The sequence below is a fragment of the Actinomadura meyerae genome, from assembly GCF_900188445.1.
In the GTDB taxonomy this organism is placed as follows: Bacteria; Actinomycetota; Actinomycetes; order Streptosporangiales; family Streptosporangiaceae; genus Spirillospora; species Spirillospora meyerae.
On sequence record NZ_FZOR01000006.1, the window covers coordinates 187497 to 209348 of the forward strand.

Genomic DNA, 21852 nt, shown 5'->3' on the forward strand with positions numbered 1-21852 from the left:
CTGGTGGGCGAGTTCGACGGGGCGGGCCCCGGCGGCGGGGCGCCGGGTGAGACGCGGCGGGACGCCGGGGCGACGCGGCGCGACGACGCACGGGTGCCCGGCCCGCGGCCGCCGGGCGAGACGCGGCGGGACGGGGCGGCGGCCGGCGAGTCGCTGATGCGGCTGCCGGCGGTGCTCGCCGAGCGGTACGCGACGGTGGCGGAGCTGCCCGTGCAGGGCGCCGAGTCCGATCTGCTCCTCGTCCGGGACGACGCGGGCGACCGGTACGTGGTGAAGATCTTCCGCCGCGGCTACCGCGCCGACCGGGACGTGTGGGCGAAGCTGCCCGCGCTCGACTCGCCGCACGTCCTGCGGATCCTGGAGACCGGGCACGCGGACGGGCGCGACTACGAGATCACCCCGTACGTCCCGGACGGCAACCTGCGGGCGCTGATGCAGGCGGGGCCGCTGCCGGTGGACGCGGCCGGGCAGGTCGCGGCGCAGCTCGCGGCGGGCCTGGCGGCGCTGCACCAGGCCGGGATCGTGCACCGCGACCTCAAGCCGGAGAACGTCCTCGTGCTGGGGACCGAGCCGCTGCGGGTCGCGATCGCCGACTTCGGGCTGAGCAGGGTCCTCGACCAGAGCGTGGTGTTCGCGTCGTCGTCGCGGACGCTGGCGTACGCGGCCCCGGAGTCGCTGTCGGGGCAGGTGTCCCCGGCTCGCGACTGGTGGTCGCTCGGCATGATCGTCAAGGAGCTGGCGACCGGGCGGGCGCCGTTCCAGGGGCTGAGCGAGACCGTGGTGGTCGACCATCTGGCGACGCGTCCGGTCAGCGCCGACGACGTCCCCGACCCGAGACTGCGCCTGCTGTGCCGCGGGCTGCTGGTCCGGGACCCGCGCAAGAGGTGGGCGGGCGAGCAGGTCCAGGAGTGGCTGGACGGGGGCTCGCCGCGCGCCGAGGAGAGCGCGCAGCCAGAACCGGGCGACGGCCTCCCCTTCAAGGGCCGCCGCTACACCCGCCGTGACGAGCTGGCGCGCGCGCTCGTCGAGAACTGGGATCACGCCGCGCAGTACTTCTTCGGGCGCGGCGAGTCGGGCGAGGCATGGCGGAGCCTGCGCGAATGGCTCGCGGACGCGCCGGACGACAGCCGCATCGACCTGGTCGACGGCTACCTCACGACGGGCCTGCCGCCGGACGTGAAGCTGCTGCATCTGGTGCGGTGGCTGGATCCGGCGCTCCCTCCGCACTTCCTCGGCCGCCGGGTGACCGCCGCCGATCTGCCGGGCCTCGCCGCGCTGGCCGGCGACCCCCGCCACCGCGACCACCGCACCGCCTGCCTCATCGGCCGGGCGCTGTGGGAGCACCGCCTGCTCCCGGTGCTCGCCGGTTTCGAGGGCGCCGCGGAGCTGGCCCGCGTGGACGAGCAGTGGCGGGTCCATGTCGCGGCGTGGAACGACCTGGCCCGATGGCTGCGGGAGCAGGAGACCACGCCCGCGGGGGCCGCGCGGCGGCTGCCGGACGCCGAGGCGGAGGAGCCGCCCGCCGTGCTGCTGACGCTGCTGGCGCTGGCGGCGCGCCCGGCGGACGCGCACCGGCTGATCGCGGAGGGCGCGGCGCGGGCGCGGGCGGCGGTGACCGATCCGGCGCCGTGGTTCACCTGGATGGCGGACGGCGCCGGCGACGACCCGCTGCGGCTCCTCGCGGTGGCGCGCGCCGCCCCCGAGGCCGTCGCGGAGAGCGAGTCCCGGACGCGCGACCGGTACACCGCCGAGCAGCGGCACGAGGCGCTAAAGGCGCAGTGGGCGGAGCGTGAACGGCGGCGTCTCGCGGGCCGTAACGCGGCCGTGGCCAAGGCCGTCCTGTGGACGCTGCCGATACTGCTGTTCTGGCTGGCGGGCAGCTGGGTGGTCGGTTCGCTCTCCGGGGGTTCCGAGGAGGGCACCACGTCCGTCGGCCTGCACGGCTCATCTTCGGGCTTCTCTTTCGGCGCGCTGGCCGTCGTGTCGGTACTCGCGTGGGCGGTGCACTGCGGCAGCGAGGTGCTCCTGGCGCGCGCGCAGGGCGGCGACTACCTCCCCCACGGTCCGTGGGCGATGGTGTCGGGCGTCCTGGGGGCGAGCGGACGCGGGCTGTCGAAGGCGCAGCAGACGATGTCCGGCGCGGCCCGGCGGACCGGGCGGCGCGGCTGCGGCCTCGTGCTCCTCGCGACGACGGTCCCGCTGCTCCTCCTGCTGCTCCTGCTCGCGGCGCTGACGTCCGTCGCGAGCCTGCTGTGGCTCATGGTCCTCATCGCCGTCCCCGCCGCGCACGCCGTGGCGGCGGGGGGCCGGCTGCACCGCTGGCGGCAGGCACGCACCATCCCAGGAGGAGCTTCGTGAGCAGCGGGATCGACGCGGACATCGCGCTGGACGCGGCCGTCGTCCTCAGCCTCGGCATGAACCGGGTGCTCGGGCGCGGCGCCGGGCTGGCCGGGCGGGGCGCGGAGGCGCTCGCCGCGCTGGCCGCCGGGCGGGCCGAGGCGCGGGCGGCGGCGCTCGCCGAGGTCGAGTCGCTGGAGCGCGCGCTGCGCGAGGTCGTGGAGCGCAACGCGCGCATCGCCGCGCTCGCCGAGACCCGCGCGAAGCTCGGCGCCGACGTGCCGCTGCCCGACCGGCTCGCGCCGGACGAGCACCAGGGCGCCGCGGAGCTCACCGCCTGGTGCGCGGCCGCCGACCGGGCGCTGGACGAGGCCGAGCGGCGCCTGTCGGAGCATCTCGCCGCGCAGGTCAGCACCCAGATCTTCGCCGCCCCCGCCGAGGGCCTGGCGACCGACGCCGCGGGCGGCGCGCCGCCGCCGCCCGCCACCGGCGAGGACGTCCGGCGGAACCTCGAACGGATCATGGCGCGGCTGCTGCCGGACGCCGCGGACGCCGAGCGGCGGGCCGTGGCGGAGGCGGCGGCGCTGCTCGCCGGGGCCGGGACGGCCGAGGAGGCCGAGGGCGTCCTGCAGGAGGTCCGGCTGCGGATCCAGGCCGCCAACCGCCGCACGGAGGAGCTGCGGGCCGAGGAGCGGCGGCTGGCCGCCGAGCGGGACGCCGCCGCGCAGGCCGAGGCGGAGCGCCGGTACGTCCTCGACTCGATCACCGCCGCGTTCGAGGACATGGGGTACGAGGTCCACGCCGGGTTCGAGACGCTGACCGCCGAGGACGGCACCGTGACGCTGACGAAGGGCGCCTGGCCCGACCACAGCGTCCGGATGCGGGTCGAGGACGCCGCGCACGTCCGCGCGTCGATGGTGCGCGAGCGGCCCGCCGAGAGCGAGGACGATCGGCGGGTGGACGTCGAGCGCGAGGAGGAGTGGTGCGCGGCGTTCGAGGCCGCGCGGGCCCGGCTGGCGGAGGCGGGGATCCGCTCGCAGGTCGGGTGGCGGCTGGACCCGGGGGTCCGTGAGCTGCCGGTGACGGCGCGGCCACGGCAGACTGGGGGGCGAGCCGGGCAACGCGAGCGCCACCGCGAGCGTCATAACTGAGATGCCCGGGGGCCTGGAACGGAGTGGGGGCGCACCAGAACATGAGCATTGATTCGCCGACTCTCGGCGGCCGGCTGCTGGGCTGGCCGCCGTTCATCCGCGAGCTCGACGCGACCCTCTCCGTGCACTCCCAGTACGTGCTGTCGGGGAACCTGCACGACAGCTTCCTCACCCCGCCGGCGGAGGGCGGCGCGCCGACGGGGCTGCTCCCGCTGCGCGCCCTGCTGTGGGAGGCGCTGCGCTCCAGCGGCGCGTCCTTCATGGCCGTCTACGACCCGGTGGACGGGCTGCAGATCATCCCCGGCGCCGCCGACGAGGACTCGATGCGCGCGGCCGAGCGGCTGCTCGGCAAGATCAAGGCGGACGACAAGCCGTCGCTGGAGGGGCTGACCCGGTACCTGGCGGCGGTGGCCCGGCCCAAGGAGGACGTCCGCGCCGCGTTCGTGATCGACTCGGCGTCCCGGATCGCCCGCACGCCCACCGACCTGGAGCCCGCCGAGCGCGACTTCTTCCGGTTCTGCGCGAAGCTGTCGCGCAGCGCTCGGCCGGTCCGGGTGAGCGGGCCGCGGCCGAAGCCGCTCTACAACCCCATCCTGTGGCTGGTGGAGCGGCCCGGCGACCTGCCGCCGTGGCTGACCGCCGACAACGAGAACATCCGCGAGATCACGATCCCGCGGCCGCACCTCGGCGACCGGCAGGAGACGGCGCGGCTGCTGGCCCGCGCGTTCGGGGTCACCGACATCGGCGCGGACGAGGCCGCCGCGGCGGCCTGCGACGCGTTCGCCGAGCAGGCCGACGGGCTGACCCTGCAGTCGATGATCGAGGTGACCCGGCTGGCGAAGGAGCGCAACGTCGATCTCGCGGACCTGCCGGACGCGGTGCGCACGTACAAGCTCGGCGTGCTCGACAACCCGTGGAGCCGCGGCCATCTGCGCCGTCGGGTGCTGGAGGGCGAGAAGCGCGTCCCGGAGCGGGTGATCGGGCAGCCGCAGGCCGTCACCAAGACCCTCGACATCCTGAAGCGGGCCGTGCTGGGCCTGTCGGGGGCGCAGGCGACCCGGTCCGGCAGCCGGCCGCGCGGCGTGCTGTTCTTCGCCGGCCCGACCGGCACCGGCAAGACGGAGCTGGCGAAGTCGATCACCGAGCTGGTGTTCGGGGACGAGTCCGCCTACCTGCGCTTCGACATGAGCGAGTTCTCCGGCGAGGGGTCCGGCGACCGGCTGATCGGCTCGCCGCCCGGCTACGTCGGGCACGAGGCGGGCGGGGAGCTGACCAACGCCGTCCGGGAGGACCCGTTCCGCGTCATCCTCTTCGACGAAATCGAGAAAGCGCACCCGCGGATCCTGGACAAGTTCCTGCAGATCCTGGAGGACGGCCGGCTCACCGACGGCCGCGGCAACACCGTGCACTTCTCCGAGTCGATCCTGATCTTCACCTCGAACCTCGGGATGTACGTCCCGGGGCGGGACCTCACCACCCGGGACGCGTTCCCTCTGGCCCCGGCCGACCGTGTGCAGAACATCACACCGGGGATGCCCTACGACGAGGTCGAGCAGCGGATCAAGGGCGCGGTCGCCGACCATTTCACCGAGGTGCTCAACCGGCCGGAGCTGCTCAACCGGTTCGGCGACAACATCGTGGTGTTCGACTTCATCTCCGCCGAGGCCGCGCACAAGATCTTCGACCTCCAGTTCGCCAACATCTGCCGCCGGGTCGCCGAGGAGCACCGGCTCTCCCTGACGGTGAAGGGCGACGCACTGGCGACGCTTCGCGAGTGGTGCACCGAGGAGCTCGACAAGGGCGGGCGCGGCATCGGCATGGCGCTGGAGTCGCACTTCGTCAACCCGCTGGCGCGCGCGCTGTTCGACCGGGAGCTCGTACCGGACGAGAAGGTCACCGTGACGGCGATCCGGCGCGAGGGAAGCATCGTCCATCTGGACCTCCAATGACCGGCGAGAAGCTGCTCCTCGCCAAGGCGCACTACCCCGTGACCACACTCGGCCCCGGTGTCCGCGCGGGCATCTGGACGCAGGGCTGCACGCTGCACTGCCACGGCTGCCTGTCGCGGGACACCTGGGACGCCGACCCGCGCCGCGCGGTGCCCGTCGAGACCGTTTTAGGATGGCTCGCGTCCCTGCCCGGACCGGTCGACGGGATCACCATTTCCGGTGGTGAGCCGTTCCAGCAGCCGGCCGCGCTGGGGGCCCTGCTGCGCGGTATCCACGCGTGGCGGGACACCCTCGACCGTGAGACGATTGCGTTGGACATATTGGTATACAGCGGATATGTCTACTCTCGGCTCTGCCGAGGCGGTGCGACGCGCGCGATCCTGGACCTCTGCGACGCGGTGATCACCGGACCGTACGTCGACCGGCTCAATCCGGGGGGGCGACACTCCGGCGACGGCTCCCTACTCTGGAGGGGGTCGGCCAACCAGCGCGTCGTCCCGCTGTCTCCGCTCGGACGGCGGCGGTACGGGGCACTGGCCGACGTCGGGAACACTGGAGAAGGAACAGGGCCCCGAGTGCAGGTGTCCGTGGACGAAGGGCCGGAGGGAAGGCGGGTGTACTACATCGGGATCCCGCGAAGGGGTGACATGGAGCACCTGACGTCGAGGCTCGACCGCGCCGGGGTGCGCTCGGGGGATGTGTCATGGCGACCTTGAACTGTCCTGTCTGCGGTGAGCCGCACCAGCAGGGCGACCTGCTCTGCATGAACTGCGGGGCCAACCTGGCGCGCGGCGGGGGCGGCGCCCACCGGCAGGGGCCGGGCGGGTACGACGACCAGCAGCCGCCGGGCGGCCAGTACGGCGGTGGCCCGCAGCACGGCCAGCCGCAGTACGGCGCGCCGCAGCCGCACGATCCGTACGGGCAGCAGCAGCCGGGCCCGCCCGGCGGGCAGCAGCAGCCCGACCAGTGGGGCCCGCCGCAGCCGCCGCAACCGGACCAGTGGGGCCCGCCGCCCGGGCCCCAGCAGTCGCCCGGCCAGTACGGGCAGCCTCAGCACGGCGCTCCCCCGCAGGGAGGTCCGCAGGGCGGTCCCCCGCACGGCGGCCAGGCTCCCGGGCAGCAGCCCGCGGACCCGTGGGGCATGCCCCAGCAGCCGCAGCAGCCCCAGGACCAGTGGGGCCCGCCGCAGCCGCCGTCCGACCAGTACCAGCAGCGCGAGCAGCAGTACCAGGCCCCCCAGGACCAGTACGGCGCTCCGCAGGGCGGGTACGGGGCCCCTCAGGACCAGTACGGCGCGCCCCCGCAGGACCAGTACGGCGCTCCCCAGGACCAGTACGGGGCGCCCCAGGACCAGTACGGCGGCGGCGCACCGCAGCAGGACCAGTACGGCCCGCCGCAGCCGGCCGACCACCAGTTCGGCCCGCCGCAGCCGCACGGGCAGCCGCCGCTCGGCGGCCCCCAGCACGGCGCCCCGCAGCACGGCGGCCCCCCGCTCGGAGGGCCCCCCGGCGGGCCGCAGCACGGGGGCCAGCCGCCGCTGCCTCCGCACGGCCGTGAGGCGACGCTGCTGCCGCACGATCAGGGCCAGCGTCCCCCCGCCCCCGACAGCACGGCGTTCATGTGCCCGTACTGCGAGGCGGTGCTGAGCAACCCGGGCGCCGCGCAGTGCGACTCGTGCCTCCGGCCCCTGCCGAAGCAGGGCACGCCCGTCCTGCGCGTCCAGTTCCCCACGGGCGAGCTGAAGGTGTCCGTCGGCCAGCACCTGGTGCTCGGCCGGGACGCCGGGCAGTCGCCGGTGGCGGCCACGTTCACGCAGTACGACAACGTGTCGCGGCGCCACTCGACGGTCTGGCTCGACCCGTCCGGCACCGCCTGGGTCCGGGACGAGGGCTCCACCAACGGGACGTTCGTCAACGGCGAGCGGCTCCCCCGCGGCGTGGAGGCGCCCCTGCGCGACGGCGACCAGCTCCGCCTGGCCGCCGACGTCACCGGGACCGTCCAGCTGAAGTGAACTGAGCAAGAAAGAAGGACGGCCCCGCGGTTCCGAGAACCGCGGGGCCGTCCTTCTGTCGCGTGGGGGCCGGCCGGCTCAGCCGGCGGCGCGCTTGGTGCGGGCGCGCTGCCGCTCGCGCTCCTTGGCGTCCAGCACGACCTTGCGGATCCGGACGTTCGCGGGCGTCACCTCGACGCACTCGTCCTCGCGGCAGAACTCCAGCGCCTCCTCCAGCGACAGGATCCGGGGCGGGGTGAGCCGCTCCAGCTCGTCGCCGGTGGACGACCGCATGTTCGTGAGCTTCTTCTCCTTGGTGATGTTGACGTCCATGTCGTCGGCGCGGGAGTTCTCCCCGACGATCATGCCCTCGTACACCTCGGTGGTCGGCCCGACGAAGAACGTGCCGCGCTCCTGCAGGTTCGTGATCGCGTAGGCGGTGGCGGCGCCGGCGCGGTCGGCGACCAGCGACCCCGACGGGCGGGTGCGCAGCTCACCGAACCAGGGCTCGTAGCCCTCGAAGACGTGGTGCGCCATGCCCGTGCCGCGCGTCTCGGTCATGAACTCGGTGCGGAACCCGATCAGGCCGCGGGCCGGGACGAGGAACTCCATCCGGATCCAGCCGGTGCCGTGGTTGGTCATGTGCTCCATGCGGCCCTTGCGGACCGCCATCAGCTGCGTGACCGCGCCGAGGTGCTCCTCGGGGATGTCCACGGTGAGCCGCTCGACCGGCTCGTGCCGCTTGCCGTCGATGTCGCGGGTGACGACCTGCGGCTTGCCGACGGTCAGCTCGTAGCCCTCGCGGCGCATGTTCTCGACGAGGATCGCGAGGGCCAGCTCGCCGCGGCCCTGCACCTCCCAGGCGTCCGGCCGCTCGGTCGGCAGCACCTTGATCGACACGTTGCCGACCAGCTCGCGGTCGAGCCGGTCCTTGACCATCCGCGCGGTGACCTTGGTGCCCTTCTCGCGGCCCGCCATCGGCCCGGTGTTGGTGCCGATCGTCATCGAGATCGCCGGCTCGTCCACCGTGATCAGCGGCAGCGGGCGCGGGTCGTCCGGGTCGGCGATGGTGTCGCCGATCATGATCTCCGGGATGCCGGCGATCGCGATGATGTCGCCGGGCCCGGCCTCGTCGGCGGGCTTGCGGGTGAGCGCGTCCGTCATCAGCAGCTCGGTGATCTTCACCCGCTCGATGCTGCCGTCGTGCCGGCACCAGGCGACCTGCTGGCCCTTCTTGATCGTCCCGGCGTGCATCCGGCACAGCGCGATCCGGCCGAGGTAGCTGGAGGCGTCCAGGTTCGTGACGTGCGCCTGGAGCGGCGCGTCCGGGTCGTAGGACGGCGCCGGGATCGTCTCGGTGATGACCTTGAACAGCGGTTCGAGGTCCGCGCTGTCCGGCATCGCGCCGTCGGCGGGCTTGTCGAGCGAGGCGCGCCCGGCCCGGCCCGACGCGTACACGATCGGGAAGTCGATCTGGTCCTCGTCGGCGTCGAGGTCCATGAACAGCTCGTAGGTCTCGTCCACGACCTCGTCGATGCGGGCGTCCGGGCGGTCGGTCTTGTTCACCACCAGGATCACCGGGAGCCGCGCGGCGAGCGCCTTGCGCAGCACGAACCGGGTCTGCGGGAGGGGGCCCTCGCTGGCGTCCACCAGCAGGACGACGCCGTCCACCATGGACAGCCCCCGCTCGACCTCGCCGCCGAAGTCGGCGTGGCCCGGGGTGTCGATGATGTTGATCGTCAGCCCGTTGTGCTTGACCGCGGTGTTCTTCGCGAGAATGGTGATGCCCTTCTCGCGTTCCAGGTCGTTGGAGTCCATGACCCGGTCGTCGACGTCCTGGTTCTCGCGGAAGGCCCCGGACTGCCAGAGCATGGCGTCGACCAGCGTCGTCTTTCCGTGGTCGACGTGGGCGACGATCGCGACGTTCCGGAGGTCGTCGCGCGTGGAGATGGGCATGCGGGTTACCTTGCGTGAGGTTTCAGGAGAGTCGCCGCAGAGACACGGCAGCACTCCATTCTACGCTCCGCGACCCGTCCCGCATTCCCGAGCGCCCCGCATCGGCCCGCGCGCCGCCCGATTGGCCATCTTTGCCGATCCTTTGTAATCTTCCCGAGACCCGGTCGTCCGGAGTCCCACCCCCAGGGGCTGCGACCGGAACGCCGAATCTCCCGCGCCGCGGGAGAGCCGGGGACCCACACCCCCGGGGTGAATCGGCGCGCCGCGCGCGCCGTAGGGCGACTCCTGGCCCGAACCCGTCAGCTAACCCGGTAGGCGTGCGTGGAGAGGAGAGCACCGGCTTGGCACCGGATCCCCACCGGCGGCGTCGCGTCACGCCCGCCGCCACCGCGGCGGCCCTGCTCCTGGTCGGCCTCGGCGCCACGGCGCCCGTCGCCGCGCACGCCGCCCCCCTCGGCCTCGCCGCCGCGGCCGCCGCGCCGAGCCCCACTCCGACCACGGAGAAGGGCCTGCGCAAGAGCCTCGACGCGCTGAGCGAAGAGGCCGAGATCCTCACCGAGAAGTACAACAAGACCCGCGTCGACCTGAAGGCCGCGCGGAAGGCCGAGCAGGACGCCGCCAAGACCGCGCAGACGCTGCGGGCCCAGGCCGCGCCCGCCCGCGAGCGCCTCGGCCGGATGGCCGCCGCCACCTACATCGCCGGCTCCCCCGACGCGCTGTTCGGCGCCACCGGCTCCCCCGACGGGCTGTCCGACAGCGCCTACCTCGTCCAGAACCAGGCGTACGCCGTCCGGGCCCTGCAGAAGCAGATCGACCAGGCCGAGGCCGCCGAGCGCGACGCCAAGGCCAAGACCGCACAGGTCAAGAAGGCCTGGGAGGACGCCAAGAAGGCGCGGTCCGAGGCCAAGGCCAAGGTCACCGAGGTGATGAAGCGCCTCGACAAGCTGTCCACCACGCGCGCCAGCGACCCCCGCACCGGCCTCAGCGCCACCATCAAGGGCTCGGACCTGCCCGCCAAGATGGCCCGCAAGGCCTACGGCAAGCTCGGCTCCCCCTACGTGTGGGCCGCCGCCGGGCCGAGCAGCTTCGACTGCTCCGGCCTCGTCGTCTGGGCCTACGCCCAGGTCGGCAAGCCCGGCCTCCCGCACTACACCGGCGACCTGTACCAGCTCGGCACCAAGGTCTCCCGCGACCAGCTGCGCTCCGGCGACCTCGTCTACTTCGGCGGCAACCTCCACCACATGGGCATTTACCTCAGCGACGGCAAGTACCTGCACGCGCCGCGCACCGGCGACGTGGTGAAGATCTCCAAGCTGTCGGAACGGTCCGACTACGCGGGCGCCAACCGCATCTCCTGACCCTTCCCCCCGCGGGCCGCGCTGAGCGGCCCCCTCAGTCGTCGGGGGCTTCCTGCGGCGCGGTAGGAAGCCCCCGGCGTTTTCATTGTTCTGCCCTCGGCGGTCGGCGCTGGCGCGCCTTTCTTCCACGGGCAGAACGGCGATCGCTGCATCGCTTCGGCTCGCCTCGCGGCTCGCTTCGCGATCAGGTTCTTGCTTCGCTCGAACCTGGCTTCGCACGCGATCGCAACGTGGCGCTTCCCGCAACCTGGGCTTACGGACGTGTGCCTCTCGCCTTGCGCATGGTGCTGCGCCGGCCGGTGTGCGGTGATCTGGCAGGGGTCGTGTGAGGGTCGGGCTAGATCAGGTTGGCTTCGGCTATGGCGTCTATGACGGGGCGGTCGCCTGGGAGCCAGGCCACGTCGTAGAGCTCGTGGGGGGCCAGCCAGCGGAAGGCCAGGTGTTCGAGGAGCTGCGGGGCGCCCTGGACGATCTCGGCCGTCCAGACGCGCAGGACGGCGCGGTCGCTGAGGCGCCAGTCGCCGCCGATCCGGCGGCCCAGCCGGACCTCGATCGCCAGTTCCTCGGCGCACTCGCGGACCAGGGCGTCCTCGTCGGACTCCCCCGGGTCGACCTTGCCCCCGGGCAGCTCCCAGCCGCCGGCCATGTGCTCCGGCTCCGCCCGCTGCGCGGTCAGCAGCCGGCCGTCCGCGATGATCGCCGCACCCACCACCACGAGGTCGATCGCGATCAGCTCCTCTCCCGTACGGTGTCGACCAGCCGCCTCGACTCCCGGACGATCTCCTCCAGATGGTCGCCGTGCGCGCCGCGCCAATAGACCTGGCCGCAGTCCGCACAGCGGCCGTAGACGTCGTAGCTGCGGCGCGTCCCCGCCTCCAGGCCGTCCTCGACCTCGGTCTTGTCGACCGGGACCAGCACGCCGTTGCAGGCGGTGCAGCGCGTCCACGGGCGCAGGACGGGCGCGAACCGGTCGAGGAGGTCGCGGAGCTGGTCGTCCGGGCGGGCGCCGCGGACGTAGGCGCCGAACCACAGGGCGCGGCGGCGCAGCAGGCCCCGGTCCTGGGTCAGCAGGACGCGGCGCTCGGCGTTGGCCTGGACGACGAGGGCCGGGTCGTCCATGTCGTTGTGGTAAGCGGTGTCGAGGCCGATGAGGCGCATCCGCCGCGCGAGCGTGCCGAGGTGCACGTCCAGCAGGAAGCGCGGCGCGTCCTGGCCCGGCTCCAGCGGGACGGGCTGGGGGCGCGGCACCGCCGCCACCCGCACCTCGTCGCCCGGGGCAGGCCGGGCGGACGGGTCGGCCGGAGCGCCGTTGACGGTGATCGGTCCGGCCTCGGGCAGCGGCACGCCGAGCGACTCCACGAGGTGCCCGAGCGTGGACGTCCCGTCGCAGGGCACCCGGTTCGCGGTCCGCCGCCGGGCGGCGGGCAGGAACATCAGCAGCTCGTCGGCCACGCTGATCGTCGTCTCGGGCTCCACGCCGATCAGCATGCCACGCGAGCCCGGTGATCTTCTTCGGATTATCAGCCGGCGGGCCGCGGGGCGGCGAGCTCGCCGACCTTCTTCTTGAAGTCGGGGCGCGCGAGCGGGCGGGTCACGCCGACCCAGTCCGACCGCTTGTACGACTTCACGCCGATGGCGGGCACGCACGTCGAGCAGCTCGCCACGATCATCTTGCCCTTGCCGATGACCATCCCGACATGGCCGGGGTTGTTCGCCGACGTCCCCGGGCCCGAGTTGAAGAACACCAGGTCGCCCGGCTGCTCCCGGCCCTTGGCGATCTTCACGCCGAACGGCCACTGCTCGAACGTGGTGCGCGGGATGTCCAGGCCGACCTGCCGGTAGGCGGCCTGGAGGAGGCTGGAGCAGTCCCAGGCGTCCGGGCCGTTCGCGCCGAACACGTACGGCTTGCCGCGCTGCGCCATCGCGAACTCGATGATCTTCTGGACGAGCGCGCCGACGTTGGCGGGGAGCTCGTTGTCCCCGCAGTTGACGCCGTTCGCCTGGACGACCTTGAAATCGCCGCCGACATAGCGCTTAGCCCAGTCGAGGACGAGGTCGACGTAGTCGGACGAGTGGTTGTACTGGAAGATCGCGGTCCGCATCCGCTGCGGGGCGCCGTTGTGCTTGAGGTAGGCGGCCGCGGAGGGGATCGCGTCCGCCGGGTCGTAGCGGTCCTTGCGACCGTCCTTGTTCCCGTCGACTCCGAACGCGTCGAAGGTGGCCTTCAGGAACTGCATCGGCCCGCCGGCGCCCGCGTAGTTCTCCCCGCTGCTGACGCCGGGCAGCTTCGAGCGGCCGTGGTCGGTCTCGACCTTGCCGATGCCCGCCAGCACGTTCCAGGGGATGCCGTACTTCTTCCCGGCCTCCTGGTAGAGCTTCAGGTAGTCCGCCGGGACGGCCCGCGCGTCGTTCGCGGCGGCGGGCTGCGCGTCCGCCCCGGCGACGTCCACGCAGTCGCCGGCGCCGACCCCGCCGCCGAACATGAACTGGCTGGCACCGAACAGGATGGGGACGAACACCAGGGCGACGAACATGACCGCGGCGACGCCGAGCGCGCCGGCGAGCAGCAACCGGCGCGGGCTCATCCGGTGTCACCCGCCTGCCCGGTGCCGGCCGGCTGGAACGCGTACACCTTCAGCGCCCCGCCGTCCCGCGCGACCGTCACCGCGTACTGCCGGCTCGTGCTGCTGCGCTTGCCGCCCTTGGTGAGCTGCTGCCGCCCCGTCACGAGGAAGATGAGCGAGTTGTCCTCGATGTTGCGGACCTGGTCGAGGGACGCCGACCCCTGCGCGACGACCTGCTCGCGGCGGCGCTCCTCAAGCAGGCCGGGCGTGCCCGCGTCCCGGCCGAGGCGCTGCCGCAGGTCGTCGGTGGTCAGGCCGGCGAGGCGCCCCATGTAGGCGTCGGGGGTCTCGTCGAAGCGGTACGTCTCGTAGGCGGCGACGAACCGCTGGGCCATGTCCGCCGCCGTGGCGAACTCCTGCCGGGAGAACGGCAGCAGCCGGTAGATGTCGAACTCGTTCGGGTCCACGGCGTTCTGGATGCCGGGCGGCGGGGACTGCGGGCCCTGCGGACCGGCCGTGGGCGCGGCGCTCGGCCGCGCCTCCGGCCGGTCGTCGCCGTGCTCGGGCGCCGCGACCGTCAGGTAGATGCCGACGGCGGCGAGCGCCACCACGAGCCCCGCGAACAGAAGCTTGCGCCGGCGGTCGTTCAGGTTCATCACTCGTCCCGTTCCGGCTCACCGGACGGGCGGTCCACCGGGCGCAGCCAGAACGGGATCGGCGGGCCGTCCGCGGAGCCGCGCCGGCCGCCCCACAGGGGCGGCGGCTGCTGCCCGCCGCCCGGGCCCGCGGACGGTGCCGCGCCGCTGGAACCTCCGGCGCCGCCGCGCTGCCGCGGGATGTTCGCCGCGGGCGCGCCGCCTCCGGAACCACCGGAACCGCCGTTGCCGCCGGAGCCGCCGTTGGAGGCGCCGCGGCCGGAGAGCCAGCCGCCGCCTCCGCCGGAGCCGCTTGCGCCGCCCGAACCGCCGTTGCCGCCTCCGCCGGACCCGCCGCGTCCCGACCAGGAGGACGGCCGGACCGTGCCGGTGCCGGGGCCCGTGCCGGACGACGGCTTGCCGCCGCCCGCCGCCGCGCCCGCACCGGCTCCGCCGCCGCCCTTCGCGACCGAGACGCCGCCCGGACGCCCGGACGCGGCCGCCCCGCCGCCGTCCGCCGCGCGGTCACCGGGGCCGCCCGCGCGGGTCGGCAGGTTCAGCGGCGGCGCGCCCCGGCGGGACCGGCCCTGCGAGGCGGCGATCGCCCCGCCCGCGCCGCGCGGCTTCGCGGCGAGCACCGGTGCCTCCTCCGGCGACGGGCCCTCGCCCGCGCCCGCACCCGCGCGCCGGTCGGCGACGGCGACCGCGGTGCCCGGCGCGGCATCGCCCTGCGCGCCCGCGGCGGCCTCGGACGTCGCCTCGCCCTTCGCCCACCGGGCCAGCCGGTAGCCGGCCGCGCCGGGCACGACGGCGCCCGCGACGCCGGTGGTGCTGCGCCGCGCCTCCGCGACCGACTTGTTGAGCTGCGCCTCGCTCTTCTCCCGCGACCCGACGGCCGAGTACCCGACCGCGGAGAACAGGTGCTGGAACGGCTTGCGGTAGATGAACGCCGCGAACGTCACCAGCGCGATGAGCAGGACCTGCAGGCCCCATGGCAGCGTCTCGCCGAGGATCAGGCTGTACGCCCACAGCAGCAGCGACAGCACGCCGATCAGCGCCGCCTGCTTCAGCAGCATCGACAGCAGCAGTTCCAGCCACCGGACGGCGATGACCCGCCCGATGCCGGGATGGATCCCGATCCCGAGGAAGATCGGCCCGGCGACGAGCAGCAGCAGGAACGCGATCTTCACGACGATCAGCGCGATCGCGATGACCATGATGAGCAGCCCGGCGACCAGCGCCGCGAACAGCCCCCCGAACGCGACCGCGAGCCGGTTCTGCCAGTTCTTGCCCTGGAACAGCGAATAGGACTGCGGGTAGTTGTCCTTGATGTTCTTGGTGACGTCCTTGTAGGCGTCGGCCTTCTTGCCGAGGTCGACCTTGTTGTCGCCGTAGGTCTCCGGCAGGTCGACGGCCTGCGACCACAGCAGCTTGTCGGCGTTCTCCTTGACGATCTTCGCGTTGGGGTCGGTGGTGCCGAACTCGCCCTGCAGCCACGGCTTGCAGACCAGCGCCACCCACAGCCCGTTGGCGTTGCGCGTCGTCGCGTCGAGGTTCTGGGAGGTCGCCGGATCGGGCTTGCCGTCCGGCCTCGGTATGCAGCTCCCGCCCTTGGTGTCGCTCTGCGGCAGGGCCGCGTTGAACGCGGCGCTGGTCGCCTCGGACGTCTTCGTCCCGAGCGTGGTGAAGTCCGCCGGCCGCGCGATCAGCCAGACGAGCGCCACCATCGCGGCGACCATCCAGATCACGCCCTCGGTGACCTTGCTGGCCCGCTTGCGGACCAGCCCCCACCACGCGAGCCACATCGCGCCGAGGATGACCACCCACGACCAGTACCGCGCGTTGAAGGTCTTGCCGATATTGCTGATGACGCCGTCGACGGTGTCCTTCAGCCAGCCGAGCAGCGACTCGGACGCCGCCGCCTGGTAGACGCTGATCGTCGTCCGGTCGATCGCCCGGACGATGGTGAACGTCGTGTTGGCGAGGGCGTTGCCCATCAGGGCCATCGCGTCCGAGCAGTCCATGTCGACCGCGTACCAGGTCTGCCCGGCCGTGCCGTACCGGTCGTAGTACGTCAGCTGCTCGACCGGCGTGCCCTGCAGCTTCTCGCTCGGGTAGTCCGGTGGCTTGATCAGGCCGTCGGTGCCCGACCCGTACTGCTCGGGCGCCGGGCTGTCCGCCGGCCGGCACGGGCTGTTCGGGGAGAACGGCCCGGCGCTCGCCATCGGCGAGAGGATGACGACGAAGATGGCCGCGACCAGCATGACCAGAACCGAGCGGCGGGTGCGCGGAAGCGGGCGGCGCCGCCGGCGGCGGCCGGAGCGGTCGAGGACGGCGCGGTCGAGCCCTTCGCCGGGCGAGCGCTGCAGTCGCGCCGTCCCGTGGCGGGGACTCCTCATCGGGTGACCTCCTCGGCCTCGGCCCCCGCGGCGGTGAGTTCGGACGTGCCCGGACGGGACCGGGTCGGGTTGGTGTCCAGCCAACGCTGCAGTTCCTCGGAGATCAGGTCGACGCCGATGCGCCCCGCTCGGCCGTCGAGGTCACGGAAGATGCATTCGCCGTTGCCGAGGTTGCGCAGCACGGCCTTGTGCTCGTCGGACGCCTCGACGCCGAGCAGCGACATGACGTTGCCGACCTCGACCCGTTCGGTGGAACGGAACGAGAACACCGATGACAGGCAGTTCGTCACCTGTTCGTTCAGCAGGTCCCCCGCGTTCTGGGAGACCAGGATCAGGGCGGTGTTCCGGGAGCGTCCCATGCGGGACACCTCCGGCACCAGCTTCGCGCCCTCGGGAGTCGAGGTGATCGCCCACGCCTCGTCCAGGAAGATCGCCTTCGGCAGGCGCCGGTCGAGGCCGTGCATCAGCCGCCGCGCGAACTGCGACACGAGGTACATCAGCGCCACCGACAGCCGCTGCTCGTAGGAGTAGTCCTCCCGCGAGATGGCGACGTCGGGCAGCGTCAGGCCGCCGAGCGTGAACACGGTCGTCCAGCCCTCGGTGTCGATGCGCTCCCCGCCGGACGGGTCGAAGCACAGCCGCGCGAGCCGCATCTCCGACATCGACCGGAGCACCGCGCCGAGGTTCTTGGACGCGGGGTCCTCCGCGGCCTCCAGATGGTCGACGACGCGCCCGAGCGAGGGCCGCTCCGCGTTGGCGACCGCGCCGACCGCCTGGATCATCGCGGACTCGCGCTCCTCCGACATCCGCGGCAGCAGCAGCCGCAGCGTCTCGGTCGCCATCGTCTTCATCGTGGCGAGGTCGTCGCCGAACGAGAACGGGTCGAGCAGGCCGGGCGCCGCCGAGCCGAGCGGCAGGATGCGCGCCTTGCGGCCGCGCGCCCGGAGCAGCTCGACGAGCGACTCGGCGTCGCCCTTCGGGTCGATCGCCGCGATCGTCACGCCGCGCAGCGCCATCTGGTAGATCAGCAGCAGCGCCAGCGTCGTCTTGCCGCCGCCCGGCTCGCCGGTGATCGCGACCGCGGTGGGCCGGTTGCGGGCCGCCGCGACCAGCGGGTCGAAGTGCACGATGGACCGGGCCCGGCCGAGCGTCTCGCCGATGTAGGGGCCGATCCAGCCCTCCTGGTCGTCGTCCGGCCGGTCGCCGAGGTCGACGGTCGCGACCGGCATGCCGCCCGCGATCGTGCGCAGCGGCTGCCGCTGCGCGTAGGCGTTCAGCCGGATCTGGTCGCCGGGCAGCGACTCCAGGAACAGCGAGAACTGGTCGCCGGTCGAGTTGACGACGTCGATGCCGATGTCGCGGTAGTGCTCGACGACCGCGTCCACCCGCTGGGCGAGCAGCTCCTCCGTCGGCGCGGACACGATCAGCCGGTGCCACCCGTACACGAACGGCAGCCGCTCCTTGGTGATGCCGTGCTCCAGCATCCGGGCCGCGTCGATCTGCTCGGCGAGCGCGATCGGCGCCTCCGCGCCCGCCTCCCGGATGTGCTGGTCCATGTCGCGGGCGTGCGCGAGCTTGCGCGAGACGTCCTTGGACGCCTTCGCCGGCGGGATCAGCTTCATCCGCGCGCTGATCTCGACGGGGAACGGCAGCGAGTCGGCGTAGTGGAACCAGGGCTCCCCGTCCGGGAACGGCATCATGTCGGGGAACCGGGCGAACGACAGGTACGCGACGTAGGAGGCGGCCGTCGCGCTGCCGCCCGCGCCCGTGAAGTTCGGCTGCTCGATCCGCAGGTAGGAGCGCCCGTTGTGGATGGCGCCCTCGACCAGCGACTCGATCTCGCCCTTGCCCCACGTCCGGCGCGGGACGGCGGACGGCGGCGGGTCGGCCAGCGACCCCGACACCGCGTGCTGGAACAGCCACGCGACCTCCGTCGAGGTGGCGTGCCTGGCGTACAGGGCGGACCCGCCGAGCGCACGCCCGACGCGTTCGGCCTGCTCCGTCCAGCGCGCGATCTCCTTCTTGTCGATCGCGTCGTCGTGCACGCCGAGGACGCTCTCGCTGCGCTTGTAGAACCCGAGCAGCTGCGCCAGGACGCCGCCGGACAGCTGGGCGCCCATCCCGCGCTGCCCGAGCCGCACCCCGAGGTAGACCTCCTTGGTCCAGAAGTCCTTCGCCCACACGTGCGCGTAGGTCTCCTCCAGGTACTCCCGCCATCCGGGGCCGCCGTCGGACGTGCGGTCCAGGGCGAGCGCCCACTCGGCCGCCGGGTACGTCCGGTGCGCGATCCGCAGGTGGATCTCGGCGTCCTGCATCCGGATGCCCGCGAGCGCGATGGTGATGTTCGTGGCGAGCGCCTCGCGCTCCTCACCGGTGGTGAACTCGTACGACACCGTGGGGAGCCGGAAGTACGCCCAGGCGGCGTTGTCGGTGAACAGCACCCGGTCGTCGAAGTACCGGACGGCCAGCCGGCTGGACTTGCTCATGCCGCCCTCCCGCCCTCGGTCCCGACCGGTGAACGCGTCCCGGCCGCGACCGGCCCGCCGCGCGCGGGCCGCCCCGGACGGGAGGCGCGCCACGATTCTCCCGGTGCCCGCGCGGCCGCGCAGGGCTGTCCGGGCGAGTGTTCACGGTCCGGACGGTCATGAACGTCGAACCCGTCCGCCAGGGATGCCCGTTTCACTAGGGTCTCCGCTCGATGCCCGCGAGGGGCGCTCATCGGGTGGCCTCCTGCTCCTGCTGAAGCTCCTGGTAACGCTCGGGCATGACGCTGAAGCCGCCGGCGACGACACCGGCCAAGGCAAGGTAGGCACGCCGCGTCGGCGTCCGCAACGACTTCAGCTCGTTGCGCGGCGCGCGGTCCATGCTGAGGTGATCATCCCACGGGATGCGCACCAGGGCCCGGCACCTGCCGCGCGCCACCGCCTCGGCCTGCTCGACGTCGTCCATGCTGCGGCGGCTCACCCCGTTGATGACGGTCACGGCGCGGGACCGCAGCTCCTCGTAGCCGTGGCCGTCCAGCCACTCGAAGGTCATCGCGACGGCGCGCGGCGCGTCGGCGCTGGCCGGCGCCACCAGCACGATCTGGTCGGCGTACGGCAGGACCCGCGCGACCACCGCGGCGGCCGCGTCCAGCAGCGTCACCGAGTAGAACCTGTCGATCGTGCGGATCGCGAGCGCGTAGTCGCGGTCGTCGAGCGCCTGCAGCGGGTTCTTGCCCGCCGCGATCACGTCGAGCCCGGACTTGGCCTGCGAGGTGTACCGGCGCATCGCGGTGAGGCTGCCGACCTGGTCGGCGCGCGTGATGAGCCCGGTCAGCGTCTCGTTGGTCTCGCTGCGCGTCCGGCGGGCGAGCGCGCCCGGCCCGGGGTTCACGTCGATCGCGACGACGGGCTCCCCGTTGTGCTGCGCGAACGTGTGCCCGAGCATCAGCGCGGTGACGGTCTGCCCCGCGCCTCCCGTGCAGCCGAGCACGACCACGTGCCGCGTCCCGTGGAACGGCTGCTGGAGCCGCTGCTGGTACTCGGCGTCGACCTCGCCGTGCCCGCCGCCGACGGCGTGGATGAGCCGCCGGAACCCGCCGGTGCTGACCTCGTGCTCCGGCCCCGGCGGCGTGATCGCCGGACCGGACGGCGGCGGCGCGGGCGGCGGCGGCAGCGGCCGCGGCCGCACCGGCGAGGCCGGCTGCGAGCGCACCTCGCGCGGCGGCGCCTGCTCGTCCCCCGGGTGCGCCGGCTGGGGCACCTGCGGTACGGGCGGCGGCGGTGCCGGGACCTGCGGTGCCGGGACCTGCGGTGCCGGGACCTGCGGTGCCGGGACCTGCGCGGCGGGCACCTGCGCGGCGGGCTGCGCCGCCGGGGGCTCGGCGGGCCGCACCGGGTTCTCGGCCGCCGGACGCTGCGGCCGGGACAGCCCCTCCGACCACGGCTTGGGCGGCTCCCGGCGCGGCGCGGGCGGCGCCGGCCGCGGCGGCGCCCCGAACGCGCCGGGCACCATCGGCACGTCCGGTCGCGTCACGGGCGGCGCCCACGGCGGCGGAGGAGGCACCGGCGCGCGCGGCCCGGCGACCTTCTTGTCTCCCGGCTCCCCACCGGACGCACCGCCTCGCGAAGCAGCCTCCTGCGCCCGGACCCGCTGCCCGGCGTCCGCACCTGCCGCAGGCGTTGCCCCCGCAGGCTGCGGCGTCCCCCCGGGCGGCGCCGACTCCGGCGCGGTCGCACCGGTTCCGGCCGCAGGGCCGCCGGTCATACCCGGCTGACGCGTCCGCTCCGAAGGCGCCTGTTCTGCTGCGGGTGCACCCGCTGCACCGGGACCCGCCACCGGAACGCCAGGCCCCTGAGCGGGACGCGCAGGGCTCGGCCGGCCCTCGGACGAGGCTGCCTCGGGTGTTGGGCCGCCGGCCGCGGCGGGGCCTGGCGCAGGAACGCCTCTCCCATGGGCGGCCCCATGGGCGGGGTGTGCAGGGCCCTGGGGCCGTGTCGGCTCGGACGGTGCCGGTGTGTGCGGCGCGGCGGGGGCGGGCGTCGTGCCCGTGGGACTCGGCTGGCGTGGTCCCTCGGCCGGAGCCGGTTCTCCCGGGTGGCCGGGTGCGGGGGCGCGGGGGGCCGTCGCGGAGGCGTCCGGGGCGGGTTCGCGGGGGCCGTTGGCAATCTCCTCCGCGGCGCGGCGGATGTCGGCGGGGTGCTGCTGGGGGATGTCGGGGCGCGTGGCGGGGGCGGCCTGCCAGATCTCGGCGGGGGCGCCGGGACGGCGGACGCCGGAGGCCAGGGCGCGCTTGCCGGAGCCCGCCGGGTTCTCCAGCTGGGGGGTCGCCGGGGGGCGTTCCATCTCGGCGGCGGGAAGGGGCAGGACGTCGTCCTCGTGGAAGATGTCGCGGGTCGTGCGGCGCCACGGCTTGGGCGGGGCCGCGGCCGGCTGCTCCTCCCGGGCGGCCGGCTGCTCCTGGGGGGCCGGCTGCTCCTGCTGGGCGGCGTACTCGACGAGGGGCGGGGGCGCCGCCGCCGTCGCGGGGCGCGGCATGCGGGCCGGGAGCGGGGTGGGCTCGGGGTCGGCGTGCCGCCGCCTGCGCCGGGACTTGATCGCGGCGCGTTCCGCCGCGGCGACCGGGGCGGGGCCCTCGGCGCGGCGCCAGACACGGGCGACGATCACCACTTCGCGGGGCTCGCGGATCGGGGTGAGGCGGCACCAGGTGCGGGGCTCGGCGAGGTAGCGGCTCTGCGAGAGCAGCAGCTCGGTGAGGCGCTTGCCCTCGATGACGGGGCGCGTCGCCAGCCAGGTCAGGACGCCGGGCGGGACGATGTACAGCACGTGCCAGGGCGACTCGAACGGGACGCCGACGAGCCTGAGCAGCAGGATCCAGGGCACGAACACGCCGAGGAAGACGCCGATCTGGACGAGCGGCAGCGGCATGGGCAGCCGCAGGTCGTACAGCTTGTACAGCCGCTTCTCGATGCGCCAGATGTTCGTGTACGTGGGCAGATCCACGCCCCTACTCCCCTCCCTGCGCGAGCGCC

Annotated in this window: 14 protein-coding genes and 1 riboswitch; of the genes, 6 read left to right on the forward strand and 8 right to left on the reverse strand. The window is 73.9% G+C overall.

Going from position 1 to position 21852, the window contains the following annotated elements; all coding sequences use genetic code 11:
- Nucleotides 1–3 precede the first annotated feature (3 nt).
- The 5 genes from CHF16_RS09290 to CHF16_RS09310 are packed head-to-tail and all read left to right on the forward strand — an operon-like array spanning nt 4 to nt 7448.
- Nucleotides 4–2358, forward strand: a complete 2355-nt coding sequence (locus CHF16_RS09290; protein ID WP_089325518.1) for a protein kinase domain-containing protein — start codon at nt 4–6, stop codon at nt 2356–2358.
- Complete coding sequence (locus tag CHF16_RS09295; protein WP_089325519.1) at nt 2355–3488, forward strand: response regulator receiver protein; 1134 nt, start codon at nt 2355–2357, stop codon at nt 3486–3488. Before CHF16_RS09290 ends, CHF16_RS09295 begins: the two co-directional genes overlap by 4 nt.
- A gap of 41 nt (nt 3489–3529) precedes the next feature.
- The gene (locus tag CHF16_RS09300; protein WP_089325601.1) at nt 3530–5437 is read left to right on the forward strand and encodes an AAA family ATPase; all 1908 of its coding nucleotides are present in this window, start codon (nt 3530–3532) and stop codon (nt 5435–5437) included.
- Nucleotides 5434–6153 (forward strand): 4Fe-4S single cluster domain-containing protein, encoded by a 720-nt coding sequence (locus tag CHF16_RS09305; RefSeq protein WP_089325520.1) that lies wholly within the window; start codon nt 5434–5436, stop codon nt 6151–6153. The genes CHF16_RS09300 and CHF16_RS09305 overlap by 4 nt, the downstream gene beginning before the upstream one ends.
- Complete coding sequence (locus tag CHF16_RS09310; protein ID WP_143227931.1) at nt 6141–7448, forward strand: FHA domain-containing protein; 1308 nt, start codon at nt 6141–6143, stop codon at nt 7446–7448. The genes CHF16_RS09305 and CHF16_RS09310 overlap by 13 nt, the downstream gene beginning before the upstream one ends.
- Nucleotides 7449–7526: 78 nt before the next feature.
- Here CHF16_RS09310 and typA read toward each other — a convergent pair whose 3' ends face one another.
- Nucleotides 7527–9383 carry a translational GTPase TypA gene (gene typA / locus CHF16_RS09315; RefSeq protein WP_089325522.1) on the reverse strand — a complete coding sequence of 619 codons (1857 nt, stop codon included), beginning with the start codon at nt 9381–9383 and terminating at the stop codon, nt 7527–7529.
- Nucleotides 9384–9574: 191 nt separating this feature from the next.
- A riboswitch (cyclic di-AMP (ydaO/yuaA leader) is annotated at nt 9575–9717 on the forward strand.
- Between the two features lie 7 nt (nt 9718–9724).
- Between typA and CHF16_RS09320 the strand changes: the two genes are divergently transcribed.
- Nucleotides 9725–10741 (forward strand): C40 family peptidase, encoded by a 1017-nt coding sequence (locus CHF16_RS09320; protein WP_089325523.1) that lies wholly within the window; start codon nt 9725–9727, stop codon nt 10739–10741.
- Between the two features lie 337 nt (nt 10742–11078).
- On the opposite strand, the gene CHF16_RS09325 is transcribed toward CHF16_RS09320, so the two are convergent.
- From CHF16_RS09325 to CHF16_RS09355, 7 genes are all read right to left on the reverse strand, one after another.
- The gene (locus tag CHF16_RS09325; RefSeq protein ID WP_089325602.1) at nt 11079–11465 is read right to left on the reverse strand and encodes a (deoxy)nucleoside triphosphate pyrophosphohydrolase; all 387 of its coding nucleotides are present in this window, start codon (nt 11463–11465) and stop codon (nt 11079–11081) included.
- Between the two features lie 5 nt (nt 11466–11470).
- On the reverse strand, nt 11471–12229 hold the full coding sequence (locus tag CHF16_RS09330; RefSeq protein WP_089325524.1) for a Mut7-C RNAse domain-containing protein: 759 nt from the start codon (nt 12227–12229) through the stop codon (nt 11471–11473).
- 32 nt (nt 12230–12261) lie between these two features.
- On the reverse strand, nt 12262–13326 hold the full coding sequence (locus tag CHF16_RS09335; RefSeq protein ID WP_089325525.1) for a C40 family peptidase: 1065 nt from the start codon (nt 13324–13326) through the stop codon (nt 12262–12264).
- Complete coding sequence (locus CHF16_RS09340) at nt 13323–13961, reverse strand: hypothetical protein (RefSeq protein WP_089325526.1); 639 nt, start codon at nt 13959–13961, stop codon at nt 13323–13325. The genes CHF16_RS09335 and CHF16_RS09340 overlap by 4 nt, the downstream gene beginning before the upstream one ends.
- Nucleotides 13961–16339, reverse strand: a complete 2379-nt coding sequence (locus CHF16_RS41820) for a type IV secretion system protein (protein ID WP_089325527.1) — start codon at nt 16337–16339, stop codon at nt 13961–13963. The genes CHF16_RS09340 and CHF16_RS41820 overlap by 1 nt, the downstream gene beginning before the upstream one ends.
- On the reverse strand, nt 16336–18825 hold the full coding sequence (locus CHF16_RS09350) for an ATP-binding protein (protein ID WP_089325603.1): 2490 nt from the start codon (nt 18823–18825) through the stop codon (nt 16336–16338). Before CHF16_RS09350 ends, CHF16_RS41820 begins: the two co-directional genes overlap by 4 nt.
- A 229-nt stretch (nt 18826–19054) precedes the next feature.
- Nucleotides 19055–21823, reverse strand: a complete 2769-nt coding sequence (locus CHF16_RS09355) for a TcpE family conjugal transfer membrane protein (RefSeq protein ID WP_089325528.1) — start codon at nt 21821–21823, stop codon at nt 19055–19057.
- Nucleotides 21824–21852: the final 29 nt, after the last annotated feature.

What these genes read in the sequence shown, in the direction of transcription:
- CHF16_RS09300 (WP_089325601.1), top strand. Translation starts at nt 3,530, where the DNA reads ATGAGCATTGATTCGCCGACTCTCGGCGGCCGGCTGCTGGGCTGGCCG.
- CHF16_RS09305 (WP_089325520.1), top strand. Translation starts at nt 5,434, where the DNA reads ATGACCGGCGAGAAGCTGCTCCTCGCCAAGGCGCACTACCCCGTGACC.
- CHF16_RS09310 (WP_143227931.1), top strand. Translation starts at nt 6,141, where the DNA reads ATGGCGACCTTGAACTGTCCTGTCTGCGGTGAGCCGCACCAGCAGGGC.
- typA (WP_089325522.1), bottom strand. Translation starts at nt 9,383, where the DNA reads ATGCCCATCTCCACGCGCGACGACCTCCGGAACGTCGCGATCGTCGCC.
- CHF16_RS09330 (WP_089325524.1), bottom strand. Translation starts at nt 12,229, where the DNA reads ATGCTGATCGGCGTGGAGCCCGAGACGACGATCAGCGTGGCCGACGAG.
- CHF16_RS09335 (WP_089325525.1), bottom strand. Translation starts at nt 13,326, where the DNA reads ATGAGCCCGCGCCGGTTGCTGCTCGCCGGCGCGCTCGGCGTCGCCGCG.
- CHF16_RS09340 (WP_089325526.1), bottom strand. Translation starts at nt 13,961, where the DNA reads ATGAACCTGAACGACCGCCGGCGCAAGCTTCTGTTCGCGGGGCTCGTG.
- CHF16_RS41820 (WP_089325527.1), bottom strand. Translation starts at nt 16,339, where the DNA reads ATGAGGAGTCCCCGCCACGGGACGGCGCGACTGCAGCGCTCGCCCGGC.
- CHF16_RS09350 (WP_089325603.1), bottom strand. Translation starts at nt 18,825, where the DNA reads ATGAGCAAGTCCAGCCGGCTGGCCGTCCGGTACTTCGACGACCGGGTG.